Below are 19,398 nucleotides of genomic sequence, written 5' to 3' on the forward strand. Positions count from 1 at the left end.
CCGCCTCGGACAGCCCGGCGGCTTGTCCGCGGGCACGGGCCGGCCACGGCCGCCGTGACGCGCCGAGGCCCGCAGGCCGGCGGATCGGCCGGCCTGCGGGCCTCGGGACGCGCCGGGTCGGCGCCGTGAGCGGGTCGGCTCGGACCCCGGCTGAGGGCCGGCCCCCGGTCAGGGATCGGCCCCCGGCTGAGGGCTGGGCCCCGGTCAGGGATCGGCCCCCGGCTGAGGGCTGGGCCCCGGTCAGGGATCGGCCCCCGGCTGAGGGCCGGATCCTCAGCCGGGAATCAGATCACGGCTGAGGATCGGATCCCGGCCGGGAATCAGGTTCCGGCCGGGAATCAGGTTCCGGCTGAAGGTCAGATCAGATCCCAGGTGAGCGGAGTGCCCCGCGGGGTGTCACGGTGAAAGGTCCGGCCGGCGACCGTCGTGATCGCGTCCGGTGGGAGCCCCCCGGCGGGGCGGATCGAGCGGACGTTGCTCTCCGACACCGCGTCACCGGCACGGACGTCGGCCACGACGTACAGGGACCGGCGGAAGCGCATCCCCTCGTCCTCCGCGGAGACGGGGCGGACCACGGCGCTGCCGAGCGCCTGCCACGCGCGGTCGCTCTCGACGACGAGCGCCGACAGCTCGTCCGGCTCCAGCGAGAACGCCGCGTCGACGCCCCCGCCCGCCCTGTCGAGGGTCACGTGCTTCTCGATCACGCATGCGCCGAGCGCCACCGCGGCCACCGCGGCGCCGATGCCCGGGGTGTGGTCCGACAGCCCGACCGGCAGCCCGAAAGCCTCCGCCAGCACGGGAAGCCTGCGCAGGTTGCTGTCGGAGACCGCCGCGGGATAGGCCGCCGTACAGCCCAGCAGGATCAGGTGCTCGCAGCCGGCCCCCCTGGCCGCCTGAACCGCCGCGTCCATCTCCCCCAGGCTCGCCATCCCGGTCGAGATGATCAGTGGCCTGCCGGTCCGCGCGACGCGGCGGATCAGCGGCAGGTCCACGATCTCCGATGACGCGATCTTGTAGGCGGGCGCCCCCAGGCTCTCCAGCAGGTCCACGGCCGTCGGGTCGAAGGGGCTGGAGAAGACGGTCAGCCCCGCCGACCGGGCCCGCTCGAAGATCGGCTCATGCCACTCCCAGGGCGTGTGCGCGCGTTCGTAGAGGTCGTAGAGGCGCTGGCCGCCCCACAGGTCGTGCCCTTCGGACAGCCGGAACGACGGCCCGTCCGCGTCGATGGTGATCGTGTCCGCGCGGTAGGTCTGGAGTTTGAGCGCGTGCGCCCCCGACGCCGCCACCGCATCGACGATCTTCATCGCCCTGGCGAGGTCCCCGTCGTGGTTACCGGACATCTCCGCGATGACGTACGGCGGGGCATCGGCGCCGACGGGCCGCCCATTAATGATCATCTTCACTCCGTTGGACTCTCAGCGCCATGTTTCCGCGCGATGTGCGCGCCATCTGCGTCTCCCACCCGTCCAGCTCCCACCCGGGGAGCTCGTGGAGGGCCACGGGCATCCGCAGCGGCCTGCCGTCGGCCATCCCGGACAGGTACATGTTCCAGACGGCCGTCTCCCCCTCGGCCCGCAGGTCCTCGACGGGCACGTCCACGACGAACTCCCGCCGGCCGTCCCGCGCCGGGACGGTCGTGACGGGGTAGGACCGCTCGGGACCGTCCGGGACGCCCATCACCAGGGTGAGGCCCGCGGCGCCCTCCTGCTCGGCGTGCCATCCGAGGATCCGCAGCCGGCCCTCGGACGCCTCGCATCCGGTCACCGCCGCCCGCGGGCGCTTGACGGTGATGACGGCGAACCCCTTGTCGTCCACGAGCGGCTGGATCCACATCCCGTCATCCGTCTCACCGGGACCGAGCGCCGGGGTGTTCCCCCTCAGCCGCGCCTCCCGGACGATGCCGTCCACGGTGAGCCTGACCCACACCTCCCACTTGGCGGCCCGTCCGGGAAGCGTGCCGGGATCGCAGACGAAGCCGAACCCCAGGTCGTAGCGTTCCACGGGCAGCTCCAGCACCGTGCCGGTCGCGCGCTCGCGCAGCCACAGGCTGATCGCGCAGGACGGAGCCGTCCCGACCATGACGCCCGGCAGGCGCACCCTGCCCTCGCCGTGCAGCCGGCCCTCACGCCACTCCCAGCCTTCCAGCCGGCCGGCCATCGTGAGCTCCCGCGAGACGTCGAAGACCCAGCGGGGGATCCCGTAGCCGCGCCGGAAGGGATAGTCGGCATACCATTTGCGCCGCGACAGCAGGCCCCGCCGCAGGCGGGCCTCGTCCATGCTCTCCCGCTCGAACCGGACCGCCTCGGCCAGCTCCGCGACCATGCGCCGGTGCATCAGCTGGAGCTGCAACCTGCGGATCGCGGGCAGCTCCAGATACGACCTCCGGTTCACCGTGTCGAGGTAGGAGCAGGCGGCGTCCAGCAGGAGATCGGGCTCGACGCCCGCCGCCAGCGCCTCGACCGCCACCCGCAGGTCGTTGTGGAGGGTGTCGCGCTCGTAGACGCGGCGCAGCCCGGGGGCGTGCTCCTCCAGGAACCTCGCGGTCTCCGCGACGGAGATCACGAGATCGGTGACGTTCTCGGCGCGGAAGCGGCGCTCGGTGATGGACCCCTCACGCAGGCGCCAGACGTAGACGACCTCGGAGAGCACGTCCACGGCCCGCGCGCGCACGTGGGCGGGAAGGGTCACCGGCATGTCCTCGTACAGCCGGGCGGGGAACTCCATGCTCAGGTCGTCCCAGAACGAGCGCCGGAAGACCTTGTTCCACACCGACCGGTCGAACAGCAGGTGCACGTTCCGGGTGATGTGCGTGCCCACCTGGGTCTTCCTGAAGGCGTTGCGGTGCGCCCAGGACTGCACCAGCCCCTCGGAGGTGAGCCGCTGCACGTTGCCCGACGCGAGGTCGGACCCGCTCCGCTCCAGGGAGTCCACCAGCAGCTCGTAGGCGCGCGGGGGGACGATGTCGTCGCTGTCGGCGAAGGCCAGGTAGCGGCCCGACGCGTGCGTCACACCGGTGTTCCTCGCCGGGCCGAGGCCCTGGTTCTCCTGGACCACCACCCGGAAGCGCGGGTCTCGTGACGCGTACTCCTTGGCGATGACCGCACTGGCGTCCATCGATCCGTCATCCACGCAGATGACCTCAAGGTCGCCGAGCGTCTGGCCCTGGATCGAGGCCAGGCAGGCGTCGAAATACCGTTCGACGTTGTAGTACGGAACAACCACGCTGAGTCGTGGCATACGGATCACCCCCTGAGATGTCGAACTAACGTGCGGCGCTTCCATCCGAGCCGGTCCCGAACATCCGCCGTACCGGCCGGAGAGCCGACGCCGGAGCCGTGATCATGCGCCCCAGCCGGGAGCCCTCCGGGGGCCGGGGCCTCTCGTCGCGCCGCTGTGCCTGCTTGGCGGCACGGACGGCCTTCGCCAGCTTGGCCTCGGAGGTCTCCAGGTCGCGCTCAAGCATCGTGATCTTCTGCTGGGCCTCCTCCAGCCGCGCCCGGAGCCGCCCCCGGGCGGCGTACAGCTCCCGGTAGCTCTCCCGCCACTCCCCCGGCCCGCCCGCGCTCCCGTGCCGTGCCGGCCCGGCCCGGCCCGGCACGTCCGCGCGCGGACCGTCCTCATCCCACGCGTTCCCGGCCGACCCGTCCTCACCCGGCGCACTCCAGACCCGCACGTCGCCGTACGGCGCCTTCCCGCCCGGCACGTTCCCGGCCTGCGTCTCGCCGTACGGCACAGTCCCGGCGTGCGTCTCGCCGTACGGGATGGCCTCGGCCCGGTCGGCGGCCTCGCCGTGCGGCGCGCCTCCCTCCGGCGCGTCCCCGCGCGGGCCGCCGTCGCCGGGCACCCCGTCCCGGGCGCCGTCCTCCAGGACGGCGTCCAGGTCGGCGCCGATCTCCGCGTCCAGCTCGGCGCCCCGCCGTACGGTCTGCCGGTCGGCCGTGCCGCCCGCCATCGCCAGCAGCGTCAGCGTCAGCCGGTCGGCCCCGACCTGCCAGGACCACGGATGCCACTGACCCGAATCCAGCAGGCGCACGGCGAAGTGACGCAGGATCCGGGCCAGGGCCACGTCGAGGTCGAGCTCACCGGGGAGCTGCCAGCTCGCGTCGAGCATCGCGAACCCGGTGCCGTCGAAGACCACGTTGTCGGCCGCGGCGAAGGCCGTCGACGCGGGCACCCGCCCGTCGGCGCCGTGCCCCTCCACCCACCGCCCGAAGAGGCCGAGAAGCTCACGGATCGCGACGACGTCATTGCGCGCGCAGGCCGCCATGAGGATCTCGGCCAGGAAACGGCCCTCGGGGACCGGCCCGTCGAGCAGCTCGGGCGTCCGTGTCACCCGTCCTGACACGCGCAGCGTCCGGTCCCCGCGCGCCCTGCGGGCCCACCCGCCCCGCGCCGCCGGAGCCAGCTCGCAGGAGAGCCGCCAGTAGGGAGCGGCGTCGGCGTCGGCGGTCAGCGCCACCGGCGAGGTCACGGGGCGGCCGTCGGCGGCATGCGCCATGACCACCCAGCGCGTCGCGACCCTGGCCCCGAGCCCGCCGGCTATCGCCATGCGCCCGAGATGCCGGGCGTCGTAGCCCGCCGCGGGCGTGCCGAAGACCCCGACACAGGCGGCCACGGCGAGGGCCGTCGGCGCCGAGGCCGCCTCCAGGACCGAGACGTCCAGCAGCAGGTGCGGCCCGGCCGCATGGCCGTACGCCGCGTAGCTCCTGCCCACCGTGAGGCCGGAGCCGTTCAGCAGGTCCGTGAGCCGCTCCAGGTTCACCGGCCGGGACTGGTCCAGCTCCACGGCGGCCCAGTCGTCGTCCGGGCGCTGATGGACCTCCGTGGGATCTCCGGCGAACCGGTGGACGCCCAGTGGGTTCTCCACCCCCAGCACGAGCGTTCCGCCGGGGGCGAGCATCGCGGTGAGCCGTCCCAGCGACTCCGCCCAGGAGCCGGCCGCGTGGTCGGAGGAGGTGAGGCGCTCGACCCCGTCGAGAGCGATCACCACGTCGAACGCCTCGGGGAACGCCGCCTTCTCCAGGCTGCCGCAGTAGACCGTGGCCTCGTGGTGCTCCGCCAGGCGGCAGGCGTCGGAGTGGGAGCGCAGCAGCACGCTCAGCTCGCCCGCCCCGGCGGCCGCCGCGTCGAGGAGCTCGGCGGGGTGCGGCCCCGCCACCAGGACCCGGCCGCCGGTGAGAAGGGGGCGCAACAGCTCGCCGAGCACCCCGGCTCCGGGAGATCCGCCCGGTCCGTCGTCGGACCACTCAAGCATCTCTCCCCCCAGGAGACGTATTCGGGCCGCCGCGTCGTCACAGATCATTGGTCTCCCCCGACCATCCGAAAACGGTTCTGATCTCCTCGGGGGACACCCGGTACCTGACCCCCAGCTCCTCTGCCGCGATCTGCCGCGCGGTGACGAGATCGACCTCCGCGCCGTGCAGCTCCGGCCACAGCCGCCGGACGCGGGCGACCCCGCCGTGCATCGGGTCCTCCTCCGCCAGGACCATGGGATCGCCGTAGACGGCGGGTTCGCATCCGGCCGCGATGCCGTGGAAGACGGCGGTGCTCAACCGGTTGGACGCCACCCGCCGGTGACGGCGGAGCTCGGCGAGCTGCCTGTGCGGGAAGCGCGGATCGGTCCCCTTCTTCATCCAGCCCCGGGCTCCGTGGCTGATCACCCGGAAGCCGGCGTCCTCGTAGACGCTCCGGATCTCGGGCTCGCCGAACTCCAGCCAGTAGAGGCAGACGGTGACCGGCCCCCGCTCGACCTCGCGGATCTCGTCGATCAGCCGCCGGTGGTCGCCGTCCACGTGCTGGCGCTCCCAGCCGTGGAAGGGGTACCAGATCGTGCCCTCCCGCTCCGGCTCCGGCACGGCGGGGGGCTCCATCTGCGTCAGGTAGAGCCACGGGGCGCCGATCGGGTAGTAGTCGCGGCGCCCGCGCGCCCAGCCCCGGCGGCGCATCGTGTCCGTCCAGACGAACTTCGGCGTCGCCGGGACGTATTTCTCGCGGGGGCCGAACCCGTCCAGGGCGTTCCATCCATGCTGGAGGTAGCCGTTGATACGCGGCGGCCTCCGCCGGTCCAGCCCGCAGTACCGGGCGAAGATGTGGGCATGCCCGTAGAAGTGATTCGTGTGGTGCATCGTTTCTCCGCTCAGCCGAGAATGGCGTGGAGAGCTTCGATGACCCGGTCCTGGTCCGAGTCGGTGAGATCGGGGAACAGGGGCAGCGACAGTTGCCGCGCGTAGAACTCCTCGGCCACGGGGCACATGCCGCGCCGGTAGCCCATGTCCGCGAAGACGGGGTGCCGGTAGGCGGGCAGGTAGTTCACCTGGACCCCGATGCCCGCCTGCCGCATCCGCTCGTAGACCTCGCGCCGCCGCCCGTCGAGGACCCCCACGGCGTACAGGTGCCAGGCGGGGTCCACGTGGGGGCGCCGGGCGGGCAGCCGCAGGCCGGCCAGGCCGGAGAGGGCCTCGTTGTAGCGCGCGACGAGCCGGGCCCGGCGCGCCTTGAACTCGCCCAGCCGCCGCACCTGGCTGATGCCGAGGGCGCAGAGCACGTCGGGCAGACGGTAGTTCAGGCCGAACGCGTGGACCTCCTGGTGCCAGCCGCCCTCATCCGGCTCGCGCTGCTCGGCCGGGTCCTTGACCAGCCCGTGGTTTCTGAATCTCCGGGCACGCCGGAGAAGCTCCTCGTCGGCCGTGGCGACGGCGCCGCCCTCGGCCGTCGTGATCGTCTTGGTCGGGAAGAAGGAGAAGGTCGTCAGGTCCGCGAGCGCGCCGACCGGCCGGCCGCGGTAGCGCGACCCGACGGAATGGGCCGCGTCGCCCACGACCACGGCCCCGGCGCGGGCGGCGATCTCGCGCAGCGCGTCGTACTCGGCCGGGTGGCCGGCGTAGTCGACGGCGGCGACGGCTCGCGTGCGCGGACCGGTCACCGCCTCCACGGCCGCCGGGTCGAGATTGGCGGTGTCCCGCTCGACGTCGGCGAAGACGACACGGGCGCCGAGCATCGCGGCCGTGGCCGCGGTGGCGACGAAGGTGATCGGCGAGGTGACCACCTCGTCCCCCGGGCCGATCCCGGCCGCCGCGTAGGCCGTGTGCAACGCCGCGGTGCCCGAGGTCACGGACACGCACGGCACTCCGCCGGTCCAGGCCGCGAGCTCCGCCTCGAACGCGCCGACGGCCGGGCCGGTGGTCAGCCAGTCTCCGGTCAGGACGCCCAGGACGCCTTCGACATCGCGCTCGTCGATCGACTGCCTGCCGTACGGAAGCATCAGATCCTCACCGCGAGCAGCTCGCGGATGCCCTCGACCGACAGCCACTGGTCGTTGCCGTCGGAGCGGTAGGAGAACCCCTCGGGGACGTTCTGGCCGCCGGGCGGAGGGACGTATCCCCAGGTCGCGATGGTGGGCTGGACCACGTAGCGGGCGGCGAGCCGGATCGTCCTGCGGCTGTCGTCGGCGGCGATCATCTCTTCGTGGAGCTTCTCCCCCGGGCGGATGCCGACCTCGTGCATCGAGGCGCCCGGCGCGACGGCCTCGGCCAGGTCCATGATCCGCATGCTGGGGATGCGCGGGACGTAGAGCTCGCCGCCCTGCATCAGGTCGAAGGAGTCGACCACGAACCGGACGGCCTGGTCCAGGGTGATCCAGAAGCGGGTCATCCGCTTGTCGGTGATCGGCAGGCTCTTGTCCTCGGCCGCCAGTTTCTGGAAGTAGGGGATCACCGAGCCTCGGCTGCCCATCACGTTGCCGTACCTGACCACGGCGAACCGGGTCACATGGTGTGAAGCGTAGTGATTGGCCGACACCAGCAGTTTGTCCGCTACCAGCTTGGTCGCCCCATAAAGATTGATAGGGCTGGAGGCTTTGTCGGTGGAAAGCGCGATGACTTTCCGGACACCGCAGTCAATGGCCGCCTCAACGACGTTCTGCGAACCACTGACATTCGTCAGGACATATTCGAACGGATTGTATTCGGCCGTGTCGACCTGCTTGAGCGCGGCCGCGTGCACCACATGGTCGACGCCGTGCATCGCACGGGTCAGGCGGCTACGATCGCGCACGTCGCCGATGAACCAGCGCAACCTGGAGTCGTCGGCGAACAGCTGCCTGACCTCGTACTGCTTGAGCTCGTCCCGCGAGAAGACGACGACCCGCCGCGGGTCGTGATGGTCGAGCACATGCCGGATGAAGGCCTTTCCAAACGACCCCGTCCCCCCGGTGACAAGGATCGACGCCCCTTCAAGCTCCCCCACGTGAGCCCCCCATACAAGACTTTCGTAACTTACGGTAGTCATTCAGTGACAAGCTCGTAGCATAACGCAGGGTCATCATCACTCAACCGAGTTAGGAAATGTTTTGGCCGTTCACATCGCCGGAGTCATTCAGGCCCGCATGGGCTCCACCCGCCTGCCGGGAAAGGTCCTGCGGACGCTGGGCGGGCGCACCGTCCTCGAACGGGTCGTGCACGCCGTCCCGCGCGGCGTCCTCGACGATCTCGTGGTGGCCACCACCACCGAGCCCGCCGACGACGCCGTCGTCGCGGAGTGCGAGCGGCTCGGCGTCGCCTGGCACCGCGGCCCGGTGGACGACGTGCTGACCCGCTTCCTGGGCGTCCTCGACCGGCTGGAGTGCGACGCGGTCATGCGCCTCACCGCCGACTGCCCCCTGCTCGACCCGGAGATCATCGCGATGGCGGCGGGCATGTGGCGGGCCGCCCCCGGGCTCGACTACCTGAGCACCAGCCCGCAGCCCAGGACCCTGCCCAGGGGGCTGGACGTCGAGATCGTCTCCGCGGGGGCGCTCCGGAGCCTCGACGGTACGGCCACCGGCCACCACCGCACCCACGTGACGTCGTACGTCTACACGCACGCGGAGCGCTTCCGGATCATCGGGCTCACGTTCCCGCCGGGCGACGCCGATCTGCGCGTCACGCTCGACACCGTGGAGGACTGGGAGCTGATCAGGGCCGTCGTCGACCACTTCGGGGACGGCCCGGTGCCGCTGCGGACCCTGGTCGGCTGGCTGAGGGAGCGGCCCGAGGTCGTGGCGCTCAACTCCGCCGTGCGGCAGAAGGCCCTGGAGCTGGCGTGAGGCGCGTCGGCATCCGCTGCGACGCGGGCGTCGGCCGCGGCGTCGGCCACCTGATGCGCTGCCTGGCCCTGGCCGAGGAGCTGCGGGAGCGGCGGCTGGAGGTCGTCGTCCTCGGCGACATGGGCGGGCTGGAGTGGGCCGCGGAGCAGCTGGCCCGGCGCGGCCTGAGACTGCTCCCCGGACCGGGCGACGCGGCGGCCATGGTCCGGGCCGCCCGCCGCCTCGCGCTCGACGCCGTGGTCGTCGACTCCTACGATCTCGACCCCCGCTGCTCGGGAGCGCTCCGCCGGGCCGGGGTGCGGGTGCTGGCCGTCGTCGACGACGACGACCGCGGCCAGGACGCCGACATCTACCTGGACCAGAACCTCGGCGCCGAGCGCGGGCCCGGCCGCGCGCCCGCCGGATCGGTCCGGCTCGCCGGGGTGCGCTACGCCCTTCTCCGCGACGACGTACGGCGCCTGCGCCGGCGGGGGCCGATGGAGCCCGGACGGCCGGACGGCGTGCTGCCGCCGGGCGGGGGGCCGGTGGAGTCCGGGCGGCCACCTCGGGTGCTGTGCTTCTTCGGCGGCACCGACGCGGCCGGGGCGGCTCCCGTCGTGGTGGGAGAGCTCATCGCGACGGGCGTGCCGTTCCTGGCGACGGCCGTCACCCCGCGCGAGCGGGCGCTGGACCATCTCCGGCCGGCCGGCGGCCAGACGGTCCGACGGATCCCCCCCACCGACGACCTTCCCCGGCTGATCGCGGCGGCGGACCTCGTCGTCACGGCGGCGGGGAGCAGCATGTGGGAGCTCCTCTACCTGGGGAAGGCCGCCGCGCTCGTCTGGGTGGCGGCCAACCAGCGGCCGGGTTACGAGGAGGTGGTCTCGCGCGGGCTGGCCGCCGGGCTCGGGCACCTCGACGCCGTGGCCGGTACGGCCGGCCCCGCCCGCGCGTGCCTGCGGGACCTGCTCACCTCCGCGCGGGCCCGTGCGGAGCTCGGCGCGCGGGGGCCCGCGCTGGTCGACGGCGAAGGCAGGTCGAGGGTCGCCGACGCCCTGCTCTCCCTGATCTCCCTGTGATCACCTCGTCAGCTCCATGACGACGACGGGCTCCCGGACACCGCCCACCTCGCGCGTGTAGGTGCCCACCTCGGTGAACCCGTGGCGGCGGTGCAGGGTCCTGACCGCCTCGTTACGGGCCAGCACCTCGCCGCGCAGCGTGCCGATCCCCAGCTCGGCGAAGGCGTACTCGATGGCCTCGGCCTCGATCCGCATCCAGGCGGCCAGCAGCTCGCCCCGCTCGCCGAGCCCGTCGACGTCGAGGTAGAAGCCCCATCCGGCCCGCCGCGCGCCGGCGTCGTGGTCGGAGATGTTCACCACTCCGCTCGGCACGCCGCCGTGCTCGTAGACGAGGATCCGGCGCGTGCCGTCCGCCATCGTCGTCCGCCACCACCTGCGGTGTTCGACCTCGCCGATCTCGTGGCCGGTGAAGCTGACCCCCCGCACACGCGGGTGGTTGCGCCACCGCCGGATCATCTCGCACTCGCGCTCGACCGCTTCCCTGAGCACGGCGGTCAGCCGGTCCGTACCGTGAGGTACGCGGGAGGGTCCTGGATGCGGCCGAGGTCGGACTCCAGGATCCGGAGCTCGCCCCGGGCCCCCACCTCCTGGAAACCCGCGAAGCGGTAGGTCACGAACATCACCCGGTTGCGGTCGTTGGGCAGGAACTCCGCCTGGAGCCGTACTCCGGCGTCCCGTGCCAGGCGCATGACGTGGTTCAGCAGGACCGTCCCGACGCCCCGGGACATCACCCGGCAGGACATCAGCAGGAGCTTGAGGGTCCAGATCTCGGCTCCGCGCTCGACGAGAGCGAGGCCGATCTTCCCGTAGGAGCCGAACCTGTCCTCAAGGCCGGCCACCAGCAGCAGGTGGCCGGAGGACCGCGCGAACGCGCTCAGCTCCTCGTAGGAGTAGGTGACGCCGGTGGAGTTGAGCTGGTTGGTCCGGACGCTGAGCTCCTCGGCCCGCCGGAGGTCGGCCTCCGCCGCCGCGGAGATCGAGAAGGTCATGTCGAGGGTGGCCAGGAAGTCGTCGCTCGTCCCGCCGAACTCGCGCTCGGCGGCGTCCCTGAGCTCGGACCCCATATACATGGAGCGCCGGTTGCGGGAGTCCTCGGTGACGAACCTCGGCGTGAAGACCGGCATCTCCGGAATCCTCACCACCTCGTCGGCGTCCAGGCAGAGCACCTGGGGATGGCTGAAGGCGACCTCCTCCCGCTCGAAGGGCTGGTCGTCGATGAGGGCCAGCGTGTCGATCCCGATGTTCAGGGACTTCGCGATGGCCGCCACGGACTCGGACTTGGAGTTCCAGCCGATCTGCGGGGCGAGGAAGTAGTCGCGCAGGCCGAACCGCTCCAGCTGCTCGATGGCGGCCGGGCCGTGGTTCCTGCTGGCGATCGACTGCAGGATTCCCCGCTCGTCGAGCACCCTGACGACCTCCGCGACCCCGGGCCGGAGCGTGACCTCCCCGTCCTCCAGGAGGACGCCGTCCCACAGGGTGTTGTCCAGGTCCCAGACGACGCACTTGATCGGGCCGGTCCCCCGCCCCTCGACGCCCGCGGTCATGCGGGCACCGCCCCCGTCCTCGGGCCGGCGGAGATCCGCCGGACCAGCGCGGCCATGGAGCGGACGCTGCGGAAGTTGTCCATGTGGAGCTCGTCGTTGGGCACCGTCACCTCGAAGGTCCGCTCGACGAACATCACGACCTCCATCGCGAACATCGAGTCGACGAACCCCAGGGCGAAGATGTCGTCGTCGTCGGTCCAGCTCCGGCCGGGGAAGCGCGGCTCGATGAACGCCCTGATCTGCGTGTCGATATGATCTTGCACCGATTTCGCCCTTTCGGTCACGGCAGGCAGCGGAGTAGCTCACAGTATCGTCGCGACAGCGTAGTGTAACGGCACGATGCGTGAGAGGCTGCCCGCCCATGTGCCCGTCGGGCCTGCGGCCACCGACCTGTCGGACGTGCTCGGCTCGCGGAGCGTGAAGCCCGGGACGGAGCCCTGCCCGCCGTGGCCCCGTCCAGCCGGTGGCCTATCGGTCAGCAGGCGGCCGCCGCCAGAACGCCACCCACCGGAGGCGATGGGACGACGTCCTAACGGTGCGGGCCGCCACCAGCCTCGAAGAAGTGTTTGGCGTCGCCGAACAGGTCTCCCAGGTCGACGCCCGAGGCGGCGCCCAGGTCGCCCGTCAGCGTGGCCCTCGCCTCGCTCGCGGCCTGCTCGGCCTTGTGGATCGCCTCAAGCACCGCGTCGCCGAGCGTCACGCCGTCATGCCGCCGCTTGCTCAACTGGCTGATGTCGAGGGCCAGCAGGTTCCCCGAGGCGTCCACGGTCGCCGTGATCCCACCCCTGTCGACCTCGCCGGTGAACTCCCGCGTGGCCCACTGCTCCGCCGTCGCCCCGGTCTCGGCCAGAGCCGCCGACCGTCGCTCCAGCCGCTCCAGCCGCTCTGTGAACATCCGCAGTCTGTCCGTCTCATCCATGCCTAGCCCTCCCGCAGAAACGCGTCGAGGTAGGGCGCGAACGAATCGTCGTCCGGGTCGGGCCGCGGCCGGCCACCGTTCAGCCTGTCCAGGACCTCGTCCAGCCCTTCCGCCGCGGCCTGGCGCGCCGCGCCGACCGCGTCCAGCACGGCCTGGCTCAGCGCCACATGGTCGAGATCACGCATCGCCCGGGGGTCGATGCGCACGCGCAGGAGCCGCGCCGAGCCCGTCACCGTGGCCACCACCCGGCCACTGCTGTCGGCACCTGTCACCTTGCGCTCGTCGAGCTCTCGCATCCCGTCTGCGAACGTGTCGGCCGCGCGCTCGACCTCGCGGGACAACCGCAGGAGGTCCTCCTCGTCGCCCGCGCCGATGTGCGTCACTGGCTTTCCTTGGTGACGGGCACCCAGAAGTTGGGGTCGTAGCCCATCGGCTTCAGGTGCAATTTTTCACCCAAGTTGAAGAGCCCCCGGAGTTCGAAGATCTTATGGCCGAGGGTTTCCAGTTTGCCGTCGAGTACTTTGATCTTGGCGACGAACTCCCCTATCAGGCTCCAGAGCAGCTTGATGACCACGAGGCTGGCCGCCCCCAGGGCCATCCGGCCGGCCATGGTCGCCCTGAACGGCAGGAGCAACGTGAAGAAGCCGACGGACCCGACCAGCAGCTCGCCGAGCTTCATGTCGTAGTCCATGACATCCCAGGCCAGGCTGGACAGGATGCCGCTCACCTCGGTGGCGATACGGCCGAGCTCGTCGAACATGCCGATCAACTCGAATCGGAGATACCGCTGGACCGTTTCGGACGCGTGCCCCTTCCAGTACGGCGAGACCTCACTGAAGTAAGTGATCCACACGTCCCAGGCGCTGAGCTTGAGATCGCCCAGCATTTCGTTCCACCTATTCCGATCGTCGAAGAACTTCCCGGGATCGGCCATGTGCCTGATGGCGTAAAGTGCCAGCGCGCCGCCTACCGCGAGGAGACCGGCCCCGGCGCACCCCGTAAGGAACGGCCGCTTGCTGGCATTGACCGTGGTCATCAATCTCTCGAAGAACTTCGGATCCGCCTTGATCTGGGTGGCCTTGGCCCACTCGGCTTCCCGGAGAGCCATCCGCTGCTGAGCTTGCCAGCCAATCCTGTCCCGCTCAATGAGCTCGCCGACCCTGGCCCTCTCAGCCCTGGCGGCGCTCGCAGCTTCAAGCCGCGCTGCGCGATTACGTAGTACTTCGTTGTTGGGCTGATTGCCCGAGGGTGGCGGCATCTAGACCTCCTTCACCGGTTGATCTGATCGGCGGCGTTTCCAGCGTCCTCGTTGGCGTCGCGGTACGTCCTTGCCACGCGGATGAGGTTTGGCGCGTCTTCCCCGAGCACTCGCTGCAGGGTTCCCGCGGCTGCGACCCATTCCCCGATGTAACCGTTGAGCTTGTTGACAAAAGGCGCAGCTCTGTCGGGGATGCCGAACAGCGGGTTCCAATGGTCGACCATGGGGGCCTTGGCCTTGAGCTTGCCGACGTTCGCCTCGGCCTCAAGCATCACGTTGGCGAATACGACGATCTTGTCGGTCCACGCCTCGTAGCCGTCCTTGTCATCCGGTGCAGACTCGGCGGGCTGGGCCGGGGTGGGAACGTGGTCTTTCGGCTCAGGCCAAATGGGGCTGCGCCCCTTGCGGTCCAGTCTGTCTTTCGGCAGGCACGGGCGGATCAGGCACGGGGGGTCGTGCGGGCACGAGGGTTGACCCGATGGAGAAGGGCTCGGGCTGCCAGTCGACGGGCTCGGTGACGGACCGGGCGTCCCGGAGCCACTCGGCGACGGACCGGGCGTCCCGGAGCCACTCGGCGAAGGACTCGCAGATGAGTCCGGATATGTCGGGCTTGGAGAGACGCCGTCGGACACTCGATACACCTTCCATGCGCTCGGCGGGTTGAACGACAGCCCTCGGTGCAGGCGGCCGGCCGGCGGAGGATGTGGCGTCCGGGAGGCACCGGGGACGAGTGCCTTCTCTCCACCGGTGCGATCGGCAAAGATCAAGACTCAATGTAGGGGATGGAGCTCATTGGCGTCCACGAAAGCACATTCGCCATATATGCGACACACAGCCCGTGAACCACCGACATGTCCCCGTGACCGATCGCGGGACGCCACGCGGACGGCGCGGCGCTCAGGAGGCGATCGAGTAGACGGCGAACGGGCCCTCCGCGTAGCGGAGCCGGGCGAACTCCCCGAGGTCCGGCGCGACCGGGGGGCGCCTGCTGTCGACCATCAGCCAGCGCACGCCGTAGCGTCGCGCCAGCAGGTCGACCGCCCGCGCGGTGGGGGCGGTGAAGACGACGTCGTTGGCCGCCAGCAGCTCCGCGTCCCAGAACGGGACCGCGGCCATGGATTCCCGGTCGACGTCGGTCACCGACGCCAGCGTCCGCGCCGTGTATCCCCAGCCCTCGATCAGGACCCGCCTCTCGGTATAGCCAGATATCCAGAAATGCCGGTTGTCACAGGAACCGGAGACGGTGAACCGGCAGTGGGCGTTGGTCGCGACGACGTCGTCCGCGTCCGAGTGGTCCCGCAGCCAGCGCGCGACCGCCACCCCTTCCGCCGGAATCTCCATCGTCTGAACCGGGACCCGGTAGGTCAGGCCGGCGACCACGGACTGGACCGCCGAGGGCGCCGAGAGCCCCGCGAGCAGCAGGAGTACGCCCGCCCGCCGCCACCGAAGCCGCCAGAGCAGGCAGAGCGCGGCGCCCACGACCGCGCACGGCACGATCACGGGCAGCACGAAGACGGTGATGAGAGCCGGACCGCCGAGCGCCGCGAGACCGGGCGGGGACTCCGGCCGCACCGCGGCGACCAGCAGTGCCACCGCGACACCGACCGCACCGCAGACGCACACCACCCGGACGCGCGACCGCCGGGGGACGGCCGCCAGGGCTGCCAGGATGCCGGCCGCGGCGGCGATCGACAGGTACGGCCTGGCCGCGGTGAGGAAGTACATCTGGCTCATGCCCGGGTGTCCGAGCACGATCACCGCGGCGACGCCGCCCAGCCCGATCCCCAGGAACAGCGTCAGCGCCCGGTCCGGCCCGGAGCCGGGAGCGGCCCGGCGCCCGAAGGCCCCCGCCCAGAGGGCGGCCCACCCCAGAAGGAAGACCAGGGAGAGCACCACGGGCGCGAACCCGAGATCGCCGGCGCCGCTGCCGGGGACGGACCGCATGACGAACCTGACGGCCGTGGAGAACGGCGAGACCCGCAGCCCCTGCGAGGCCCCGCCGAAGAGGACGAGATGCGCGAACGCCAGCGTCACGAGGGTGAGGAGGCCGAGCGCCACCAGAGTGCGGTCCAGCCGCCTCGACCGCGTCCACTCCACCGCGGCGAGCAGGCAGAGACCGGCGGCCAGCAACGGGAGATAGGTGGCCTTCGCCCCCGCCAGCGCGGCGAGCAGCACGACCACCGGCACGAAGATCGATTTTCCCGGGGCCCGCCGTCCCAGCAGGGCGACCACCGGCAGGGTGAAAGCCGCGAAGAGCGCGGCTCCGAACGTCTGGGTGGGGCTCAGCCACGCCAGGGAGACGGTCGGCGGGCCTCCCGGGAAAACCGTCCCCGTCCAGGTGTAGGGGTCCAGCGGGCCGGCGAAGCAGGTGATGAGCAGCCCCAGGACGCCGGCCCGCCACGTCCCGGTGATCATGAAGGCCACGGCCGGGATGAGCACGACGGAGATCGCGATCATCGGAAGGACCGCGAGGCGGTACAGGAGCGTCTGGGCCTCGATCCCGGTCGCCCAGCTCGTGGCGGCCATGTCGGCGTGGACGAACCAGTGGTAGGACAGCGGCTCGCCCAGCACGTGGGGGGTGGTCGGCGGCAGATGGTTGCGCAGCTCGCCGACGAGCCCCAGGTGGAAGGGCATGTCGACGTACGGGTTCCCGTTCTCCGGCCATCGCAGGCCGTGGCCGCCGAAGAAGGTGAGGCCGCTGGAGACGACGAGGAAGCAGAACACCGCGGCCATGGCGGCGGCGGCCCGGACCGGGATCCGCGGCTCGGTCGCGGTCCGCCAGTGGCGGCGCAGGCGGGGGTGAACGAGGAAGACCGCGATCACGGCCGGCGGGCCGAGCAGGATCAGTCCGGGATGGCCCACGGCGCGGACCACCAGGTAGAGCAGGATCTCCAGCGCGTATCCCAGCGCGGTGCCCGCGGCGAGGTCGACGGCCGGCGGGGACGGCAGCCGGGCGAGAGCACGCCAGAGCAGGGTCCCCGGGAGGGTGAGGCCGAACGCCACGTAGGCCGCGAAGAGCCCGATCGTCGCCGGCGGGGTGCCGTAGGCCAGCAACGTGCCGACGGTCACCGCCGCGGCGGCCGTACCCGGGACCACGGCGAGCAGCCGTGACCGTGGCCGCGGTCCCGGTGCCGCCTCACCGTGCTCCGCCCCCGCGGCCAGTGTCGCCGTATCCATGGATTCACCCGTCCCTCATGCACGACCCCGCGGACTCAGGTGGTGCGCGCCCCGGATACGATGATCTTTCCGGGGATGGGCCGGACCCCCGCGATTCGCCTCCCGCACACCGTGCTCTTGCCGAGCTTTTAACGGTGCACGCGGGACGGCTCTCCCTGAGTGCTGGCTGGCAGAAGCCTGAACGTCGGCTGACAGACGAGCGATCGCCCCACATTCGGGCGATGTGTCCGGATAGGATGCTTTTTTCTGTCCCGCCCGCATCTCTCGTCACACCCGGAGCTCCCCTCATGAAGTCTCCTGCTCGAATGCTGCTGGCCGTCCCCTGCGCGCTGGCCCTGGTGGCCGCGCCGACCACCGCCTGGAGCGCGGACCAGCCCAAACCCACCAGCACGGCCAAGCCCACCAGCACGGCCAAAACCACCACGGCCACGACGACGGACAAGGCCAAGTCCGCCGCCAAGGTCGCGCCGGTGGACTGCGTGAAGGTCAAGTGCATCGCGCTGACCTTCGACGACGGCCCCGGCAAGTACGCCGACAAACTGCTCGACACCTTCAAGAAGTACAAGGCCAAGGGCACGTTCTTCCTTGAAGGCCAGTACGTGAAGTCCCGCCCGGCCTTCGCCAAGCGGATGGCCGCCGAGGGCCACGACCTCGGCAACCACAGCTACACCCACCCGCACCTGCGGGAGGTCTCCGAGGACAAGATCCGCGAGGAACTGACCAAGACCCAGGACATCGTCAAGCAGGTCACCGGCAAGTCGCCGACCATGATCCGCCCGCCGTACGGCGAGATGGACGACCGGGTCAAGGCGATCGCGGCGGAGATGGGCATGCCGATCGTGCTGTGGAACGGCGGCTCACGTGACTGGGCGACCAAGAACGAGAAGGCCATCTACGACGAGGTGCTCAAGAACGCCAAGCGTGACGGCGTCATTCTCATGCACGACTGGGTCGAGCAGACCGTCAAGGTGATGCCCAAGCTGCTGACCGCGCTGCAGAAGCAGGGCTACCACGTCGTCGCGGTCTCCTCCCTGCGCGGCGCGAAGGACCTCAAGGCCGCCGACATCTACCCCGTCGGCAGTGAGAAGGACGAGGACTTGTCGGGTGACACGCCCGCCGAGGGCGCCGAGAGCGCCGAGTCGCCCTCCGACGGCCAGTGAGCCACCCGCCTGCCCAGCCGCTGCATCGGCAGCTCGACGTATCGGTAGGTCAGCCAGCTCAGGCCGACCACCACCGCGACGAAGCCCGCTGACAGCGACACCTGCACCACCGGCTGCATGGACCGGACGTCTCCCAGGAGGGAGTTCGCCAGCCTCAGCAGCGGGTGGTGCAGCAGGTAGAGCGAGTAGCTGATCAGGCCGAGCCGGACGAGGAAACCGGGCAGGCGCCGGCGGCGCAGGGCCATCGCGCCCGCGAACGTCGCCCCCGCGAGCGCCATCGTGGTGAACCACACGCCCGGCTGCACCCACCACCACCCCGCCTGGCCCGACCACACCGGGGCCAAGGCCACCAGAACGGTCGCCACGGCCACCGGCCAGAGCCCGCCCGTGCCCTGCTCCCACCGGCGGACGGCGGTCCCGATGAACATCACCGCGAGGATCGCCGCCCCGAGCCACGGCACGAAGCTGCCGAAGATCAGCAACACCACGGACATCCCGCCGAGGACGTAGGCGGCCGCGGTCCGGAACCGGCCGCTGATCAGGCACACCATGCCGACGAGAAAGAGCACGCCGGACACGTAGGCGGGCCAGGGGCCCTTGAGCAGCGGCGCGGACAGCACCAGCCCGGCGACGACCGCCACCGCGCCGAACCCCACCGCGAAGGTCCCGCTCCGGTGGTGCAGGCCGCGGACGAACAACGCGGTGACCAGCAGGTAGAAGACCATCTCGTAGGAGAGCGTCCACATGGTGTCGGCCAGCCCGCCCAGGTGGACCACGTCCAGCAACATCGTGACGTGCGCGGACACGGCCGACAGGTCACGGGGGACCTGCTCGCGGACCGGTGTCCAGAAGGCCATGAGCAGGACGGAGGCCGCGACCAGCAGATAGATCGGGTAGAGCCGGAAGATCCGGCTGATCCAGAAGGCGCGGACGTCGCCGCGCCCCTCCAGCGAGACCGGGATGATGTAGCCGCTGACCAGGAAGAAGACCAGGACGCCGTACATGCCGAGGTTGAACCAGTACGGCCGGAGGGCGGGCATGAACCAGGGCAGCAGATGTTCCAGCAGCACCGCGACGGCACCGAGTCCGCGCAGGGCGTCCAGCCAGGCCAGCCGGCCGGCGGGAGTGGCCGTGGAAGATCTGGCATCGATGACTGTCGGGGGCACCCGCCCCAACTTACCTGGACAGAAATAGTGAAAC

18 protein-coding genes are annotated in these 19,398 nt (G+C 71.1%); 3 read left to right on the plus strand and 15 right to left on the minus strand.

Features of this window, described 5'->3' with window-relative positions; translation table 11 throughout:
* Positions 1 to 356 precede the first annotated feature (356 nt).
* From pseI to pseB, 6 genes are read right to left on the minus strand one after another with little or no spacing between them, the layout of a single operon-like run.
* Positions 357 to 1,397, minus strand: coding sequence for a pseudaminic acid synthase (gene pseI, locus BM085_RS01410; protein WP_093885220.1), 1,041 nt, complete (start codon positions 1,395 to 1,397; stop codon positions 357 to 359).
* Positions 1,387 to 3,237, minus strand: a complete 1,851-nt coding sequence (locus BM085_RS01415) for a glycosyltransferase family 2 protein (protein WP_177244911.1) — start codon at positions 3,235 to 3,237, stop codon at positions 1,387 to 1,389. Before BM085_RS01415 ends, pseI begins: the two co-directional genes overlap by 11 nt.
* A 25-nt stretch (positions 3,238 to 3,262) precedes the next feature.
* Positions 3,263 to 5,254, minus strand: coding sequence for a hypothetical protein (locus BM085_RS44125; protein WP_093885222.1), 1,992 nt, complete (start codon positions 5,252 to 5,254; stop codon positions 3,263 to 3,265).
* Between the two features lie 37 nt (positions 5,255 to 5,291).
* Complete coding sequence (locus tag BM085_RS01425) at positions 5,292 to 6,125, minus strand: hypothetical protein (protein ID WP_093885223.1); 834 nt, start codon at positions 6,123 to 6,125, stop codon at positions 5,292 to 5,294.
* A gap of 11 nt (positions 6,126 to 6,136) precedes the next feature.
* Positions 6,137 to 7,261 (minus strand): DegT/DnrJ/EryC1/StrS family aminotransferase, encoded by a 1,125-nt coding sequence (locus tag BM085_RS01430; protein WP_093885224.1) that lies wholly within the window; start codon positions 7,259 to 7,261, stop codon positions 6,137 to 6,139.
* Entirely contained in the window at positions 7,261 to 8,286 is a 1,026-nt protein-coding gene (gene pseB, locus BM085_RS01435; RefSeq protein WP_245789055.1) for a UDP-N-acetylglucosamine 4,6-dehydratase (inverting), read from the minus strand. Before pseB ends, BM085_RS01430 begins: the two co-directional genes overlap by 1 nt.
* Positions 8,287 to 8,347: 61 nt before the next feature.
* On the opposite strand from pseB, the gene BM085_RS01440 reads away from it, so the two are divergent.
* Both BM085_RS01440 and BM085_RS01445 read left to right on the plus strand, forming a co-directional pair.
* On the plus strand, positions 8,348 to 9,082 hold the full coding sequence (locus BM085_RS01440; protein WP_093885226.1) for a cytidylyltransferase domain-containing protein: 735 nt from the start codon (positions 8,348 to 8,350) through the stop codon (positions 9,080 to 9,082).
* Positions 9,079 to 10,140: a PseG/SpsG family protein gene (locus BM085_RS01445; protein ID WP_093885227.1), complete on the plus strand. Its 1,062-nt coding sequence runs from the start codon at positions 9,079 to 9,081 to the stop codon at positions 10,138 to 10,140. The genes BM085_RS01440 and BM085_RS01445 overlap by 4 nt, the downstream gene beginning before the upstream one ends.
* Here the strand turns inward: BM085_RS01445 and pseH are convergent, their stop codons facing one another.
* The 8 genes from pseH to BM085_RS01485 all read right to left on the minus strand — a co-directional run bounded on the left by pseH (position 10,141) and on the right by BM085_RS01485 (position 17,038).
* Positions 10,141 to 10,629 (minus strand): UDP-4-amino-4,6-dideoxy-N-acetyl-beta-L-altrosamine N-acetyltransferase, encoded by a 489-nt coding sequence (gene pseH / locus BM085_RS01450; protein ID WP_093885228.1) that lies wholly within the window; start codon positions 10,627 to 10,629, stop codon positions 10,141 to 10,143.
* A gap of 5 nt (positions 10,630 to 10,634) precedes the next feature.
* Positions 10,635 to 11,684 carry an HAD-IIIC family phosphatase gene (locus tag BM085_RS01455; RefSeq protein ID WP_093885229.1) on the minus strand — a complete coding sequence of 350 codons (1,050 nt, stop codon included), beginning with the start codon at positions 11,682 to 11,684 and terminating at the stop codon, positions 10,635 to 10,637.
* Entirely contained in the window at positions 11,681 to 11,947 is a 267-nt protein-coding gene (locus tag BM085_RS01460) for an acyl carrier protein (RefSeq protein WP_093885366.1), read from the minus strand. Before BM085_RS01460 ends, BM085_RS01455 begins: the two co-directional genes overlap by 4 nt.
* A gap of 266 nt (positions 11,948 to 12,213) precedes the next feature.
* Entirely contained in the window at positions 12,214 to 12,603 is a 390-nt protein-coding gene (locus BM085_RS01465; protein ID WP_093885230.1) for a YbaB/EbfC family nucleoid-associated protein, read from the minus strand.
* A 2-nt stretch (positions 12,604 to 12,605) separates the two neighbouring features.
* Positions 12,606 to 12,986 (minus strand): YbaB/EbfC family nucleoid-associated protein, encoded by a 381-nt coding sequence (locus BM085_RS01470; protein WP_093885231.1) that lies wholly within the window; start codon positions 12,984 to 12,986, stop codon positions 12,606 to 12,608.
* Positions 12,983 to 13,861, minus strand: coding sequence for a hypothetical protein (locus BM085_RS01475; protein WP_143120759.1), 879 nt, complete (start codon positions 13,859 to 13,861; stop codon positions 12,983 to 12,985). Before BM085_RS01475 ends, BM085_RS01470 begins: the two co-directional genes overlap by 4 nt.
* Before the next feature lie 11 nt (positions 13,862 to 13,872).
* Complete coding sequence (locus BM085_RS01480) at positions 13,873 to 14,136, minus strand: hypothetical protein (protein WP_143120760.1); 264 nt, start codon at positions 14,134 to 14,136, stop codon at positions 13,873 to 13,875.
* A gap of 622 nt (positions 14,137 to 14,758) precedes the next feature.
* Positions 14,759 to 17,038 carry a hypothetical protein gene (locus tag BM085_RS01485; protein WP_093885234.1) on the minus strand — a complete coding sequence of 760 codons (2,280 nt, stop codon included), beginning with the start codon at positions 17,036 to 17,038 and terminating at the stop codon, positions 14,759 to 14,761.
* A 287-nt stretch (positions 17,039 to 17,325) separates the two neighbouring features.
* Between BM085_RS01485 and BM085_RS01490 the strand changes: the two genes are divergently transcribed.
* Positions 17,326 to 18,198, plus strand: coding sequence for a polysaccharide deacetylase family protein (locus tag BM085_RS01490; protein ID WP_093885235.1), 873 nt, complete (start codon positions 17,326 to 17,328; stop codon positions 18,196 to 18,198).
* On the opposite strand, the gene BM085_RS01495 is transcribed toward BM085_RS01490, so the two are convergent.
* On the minus strand, positions 18,105 to 19,364 hold the full coding sequence (locus BM085_RS01495) for an acyltransferase family protein (RefSeq protein ID WP_245789056.1): 1,260 nt from the start codon (positions 19,362 to 19,364) through the stop codon (positions 18,105 to 18,107). The genes BM085_RS01490 and BM085_RS01495 overlap by 94 nt on opposite strands.
* Positions 19,365 to 19,398 lie beyond the last annotated feature (34 nt).

Source organism: Streptosporangium canum (genome assembly GCF_900113865.1).
Taxonomy (GTDB): Bacteria; Actinomycetota; Actinomycetes; order Streptosporangiales; family Streptosporangiaceae; genus Streptosporangium; species Streptosporangium canum.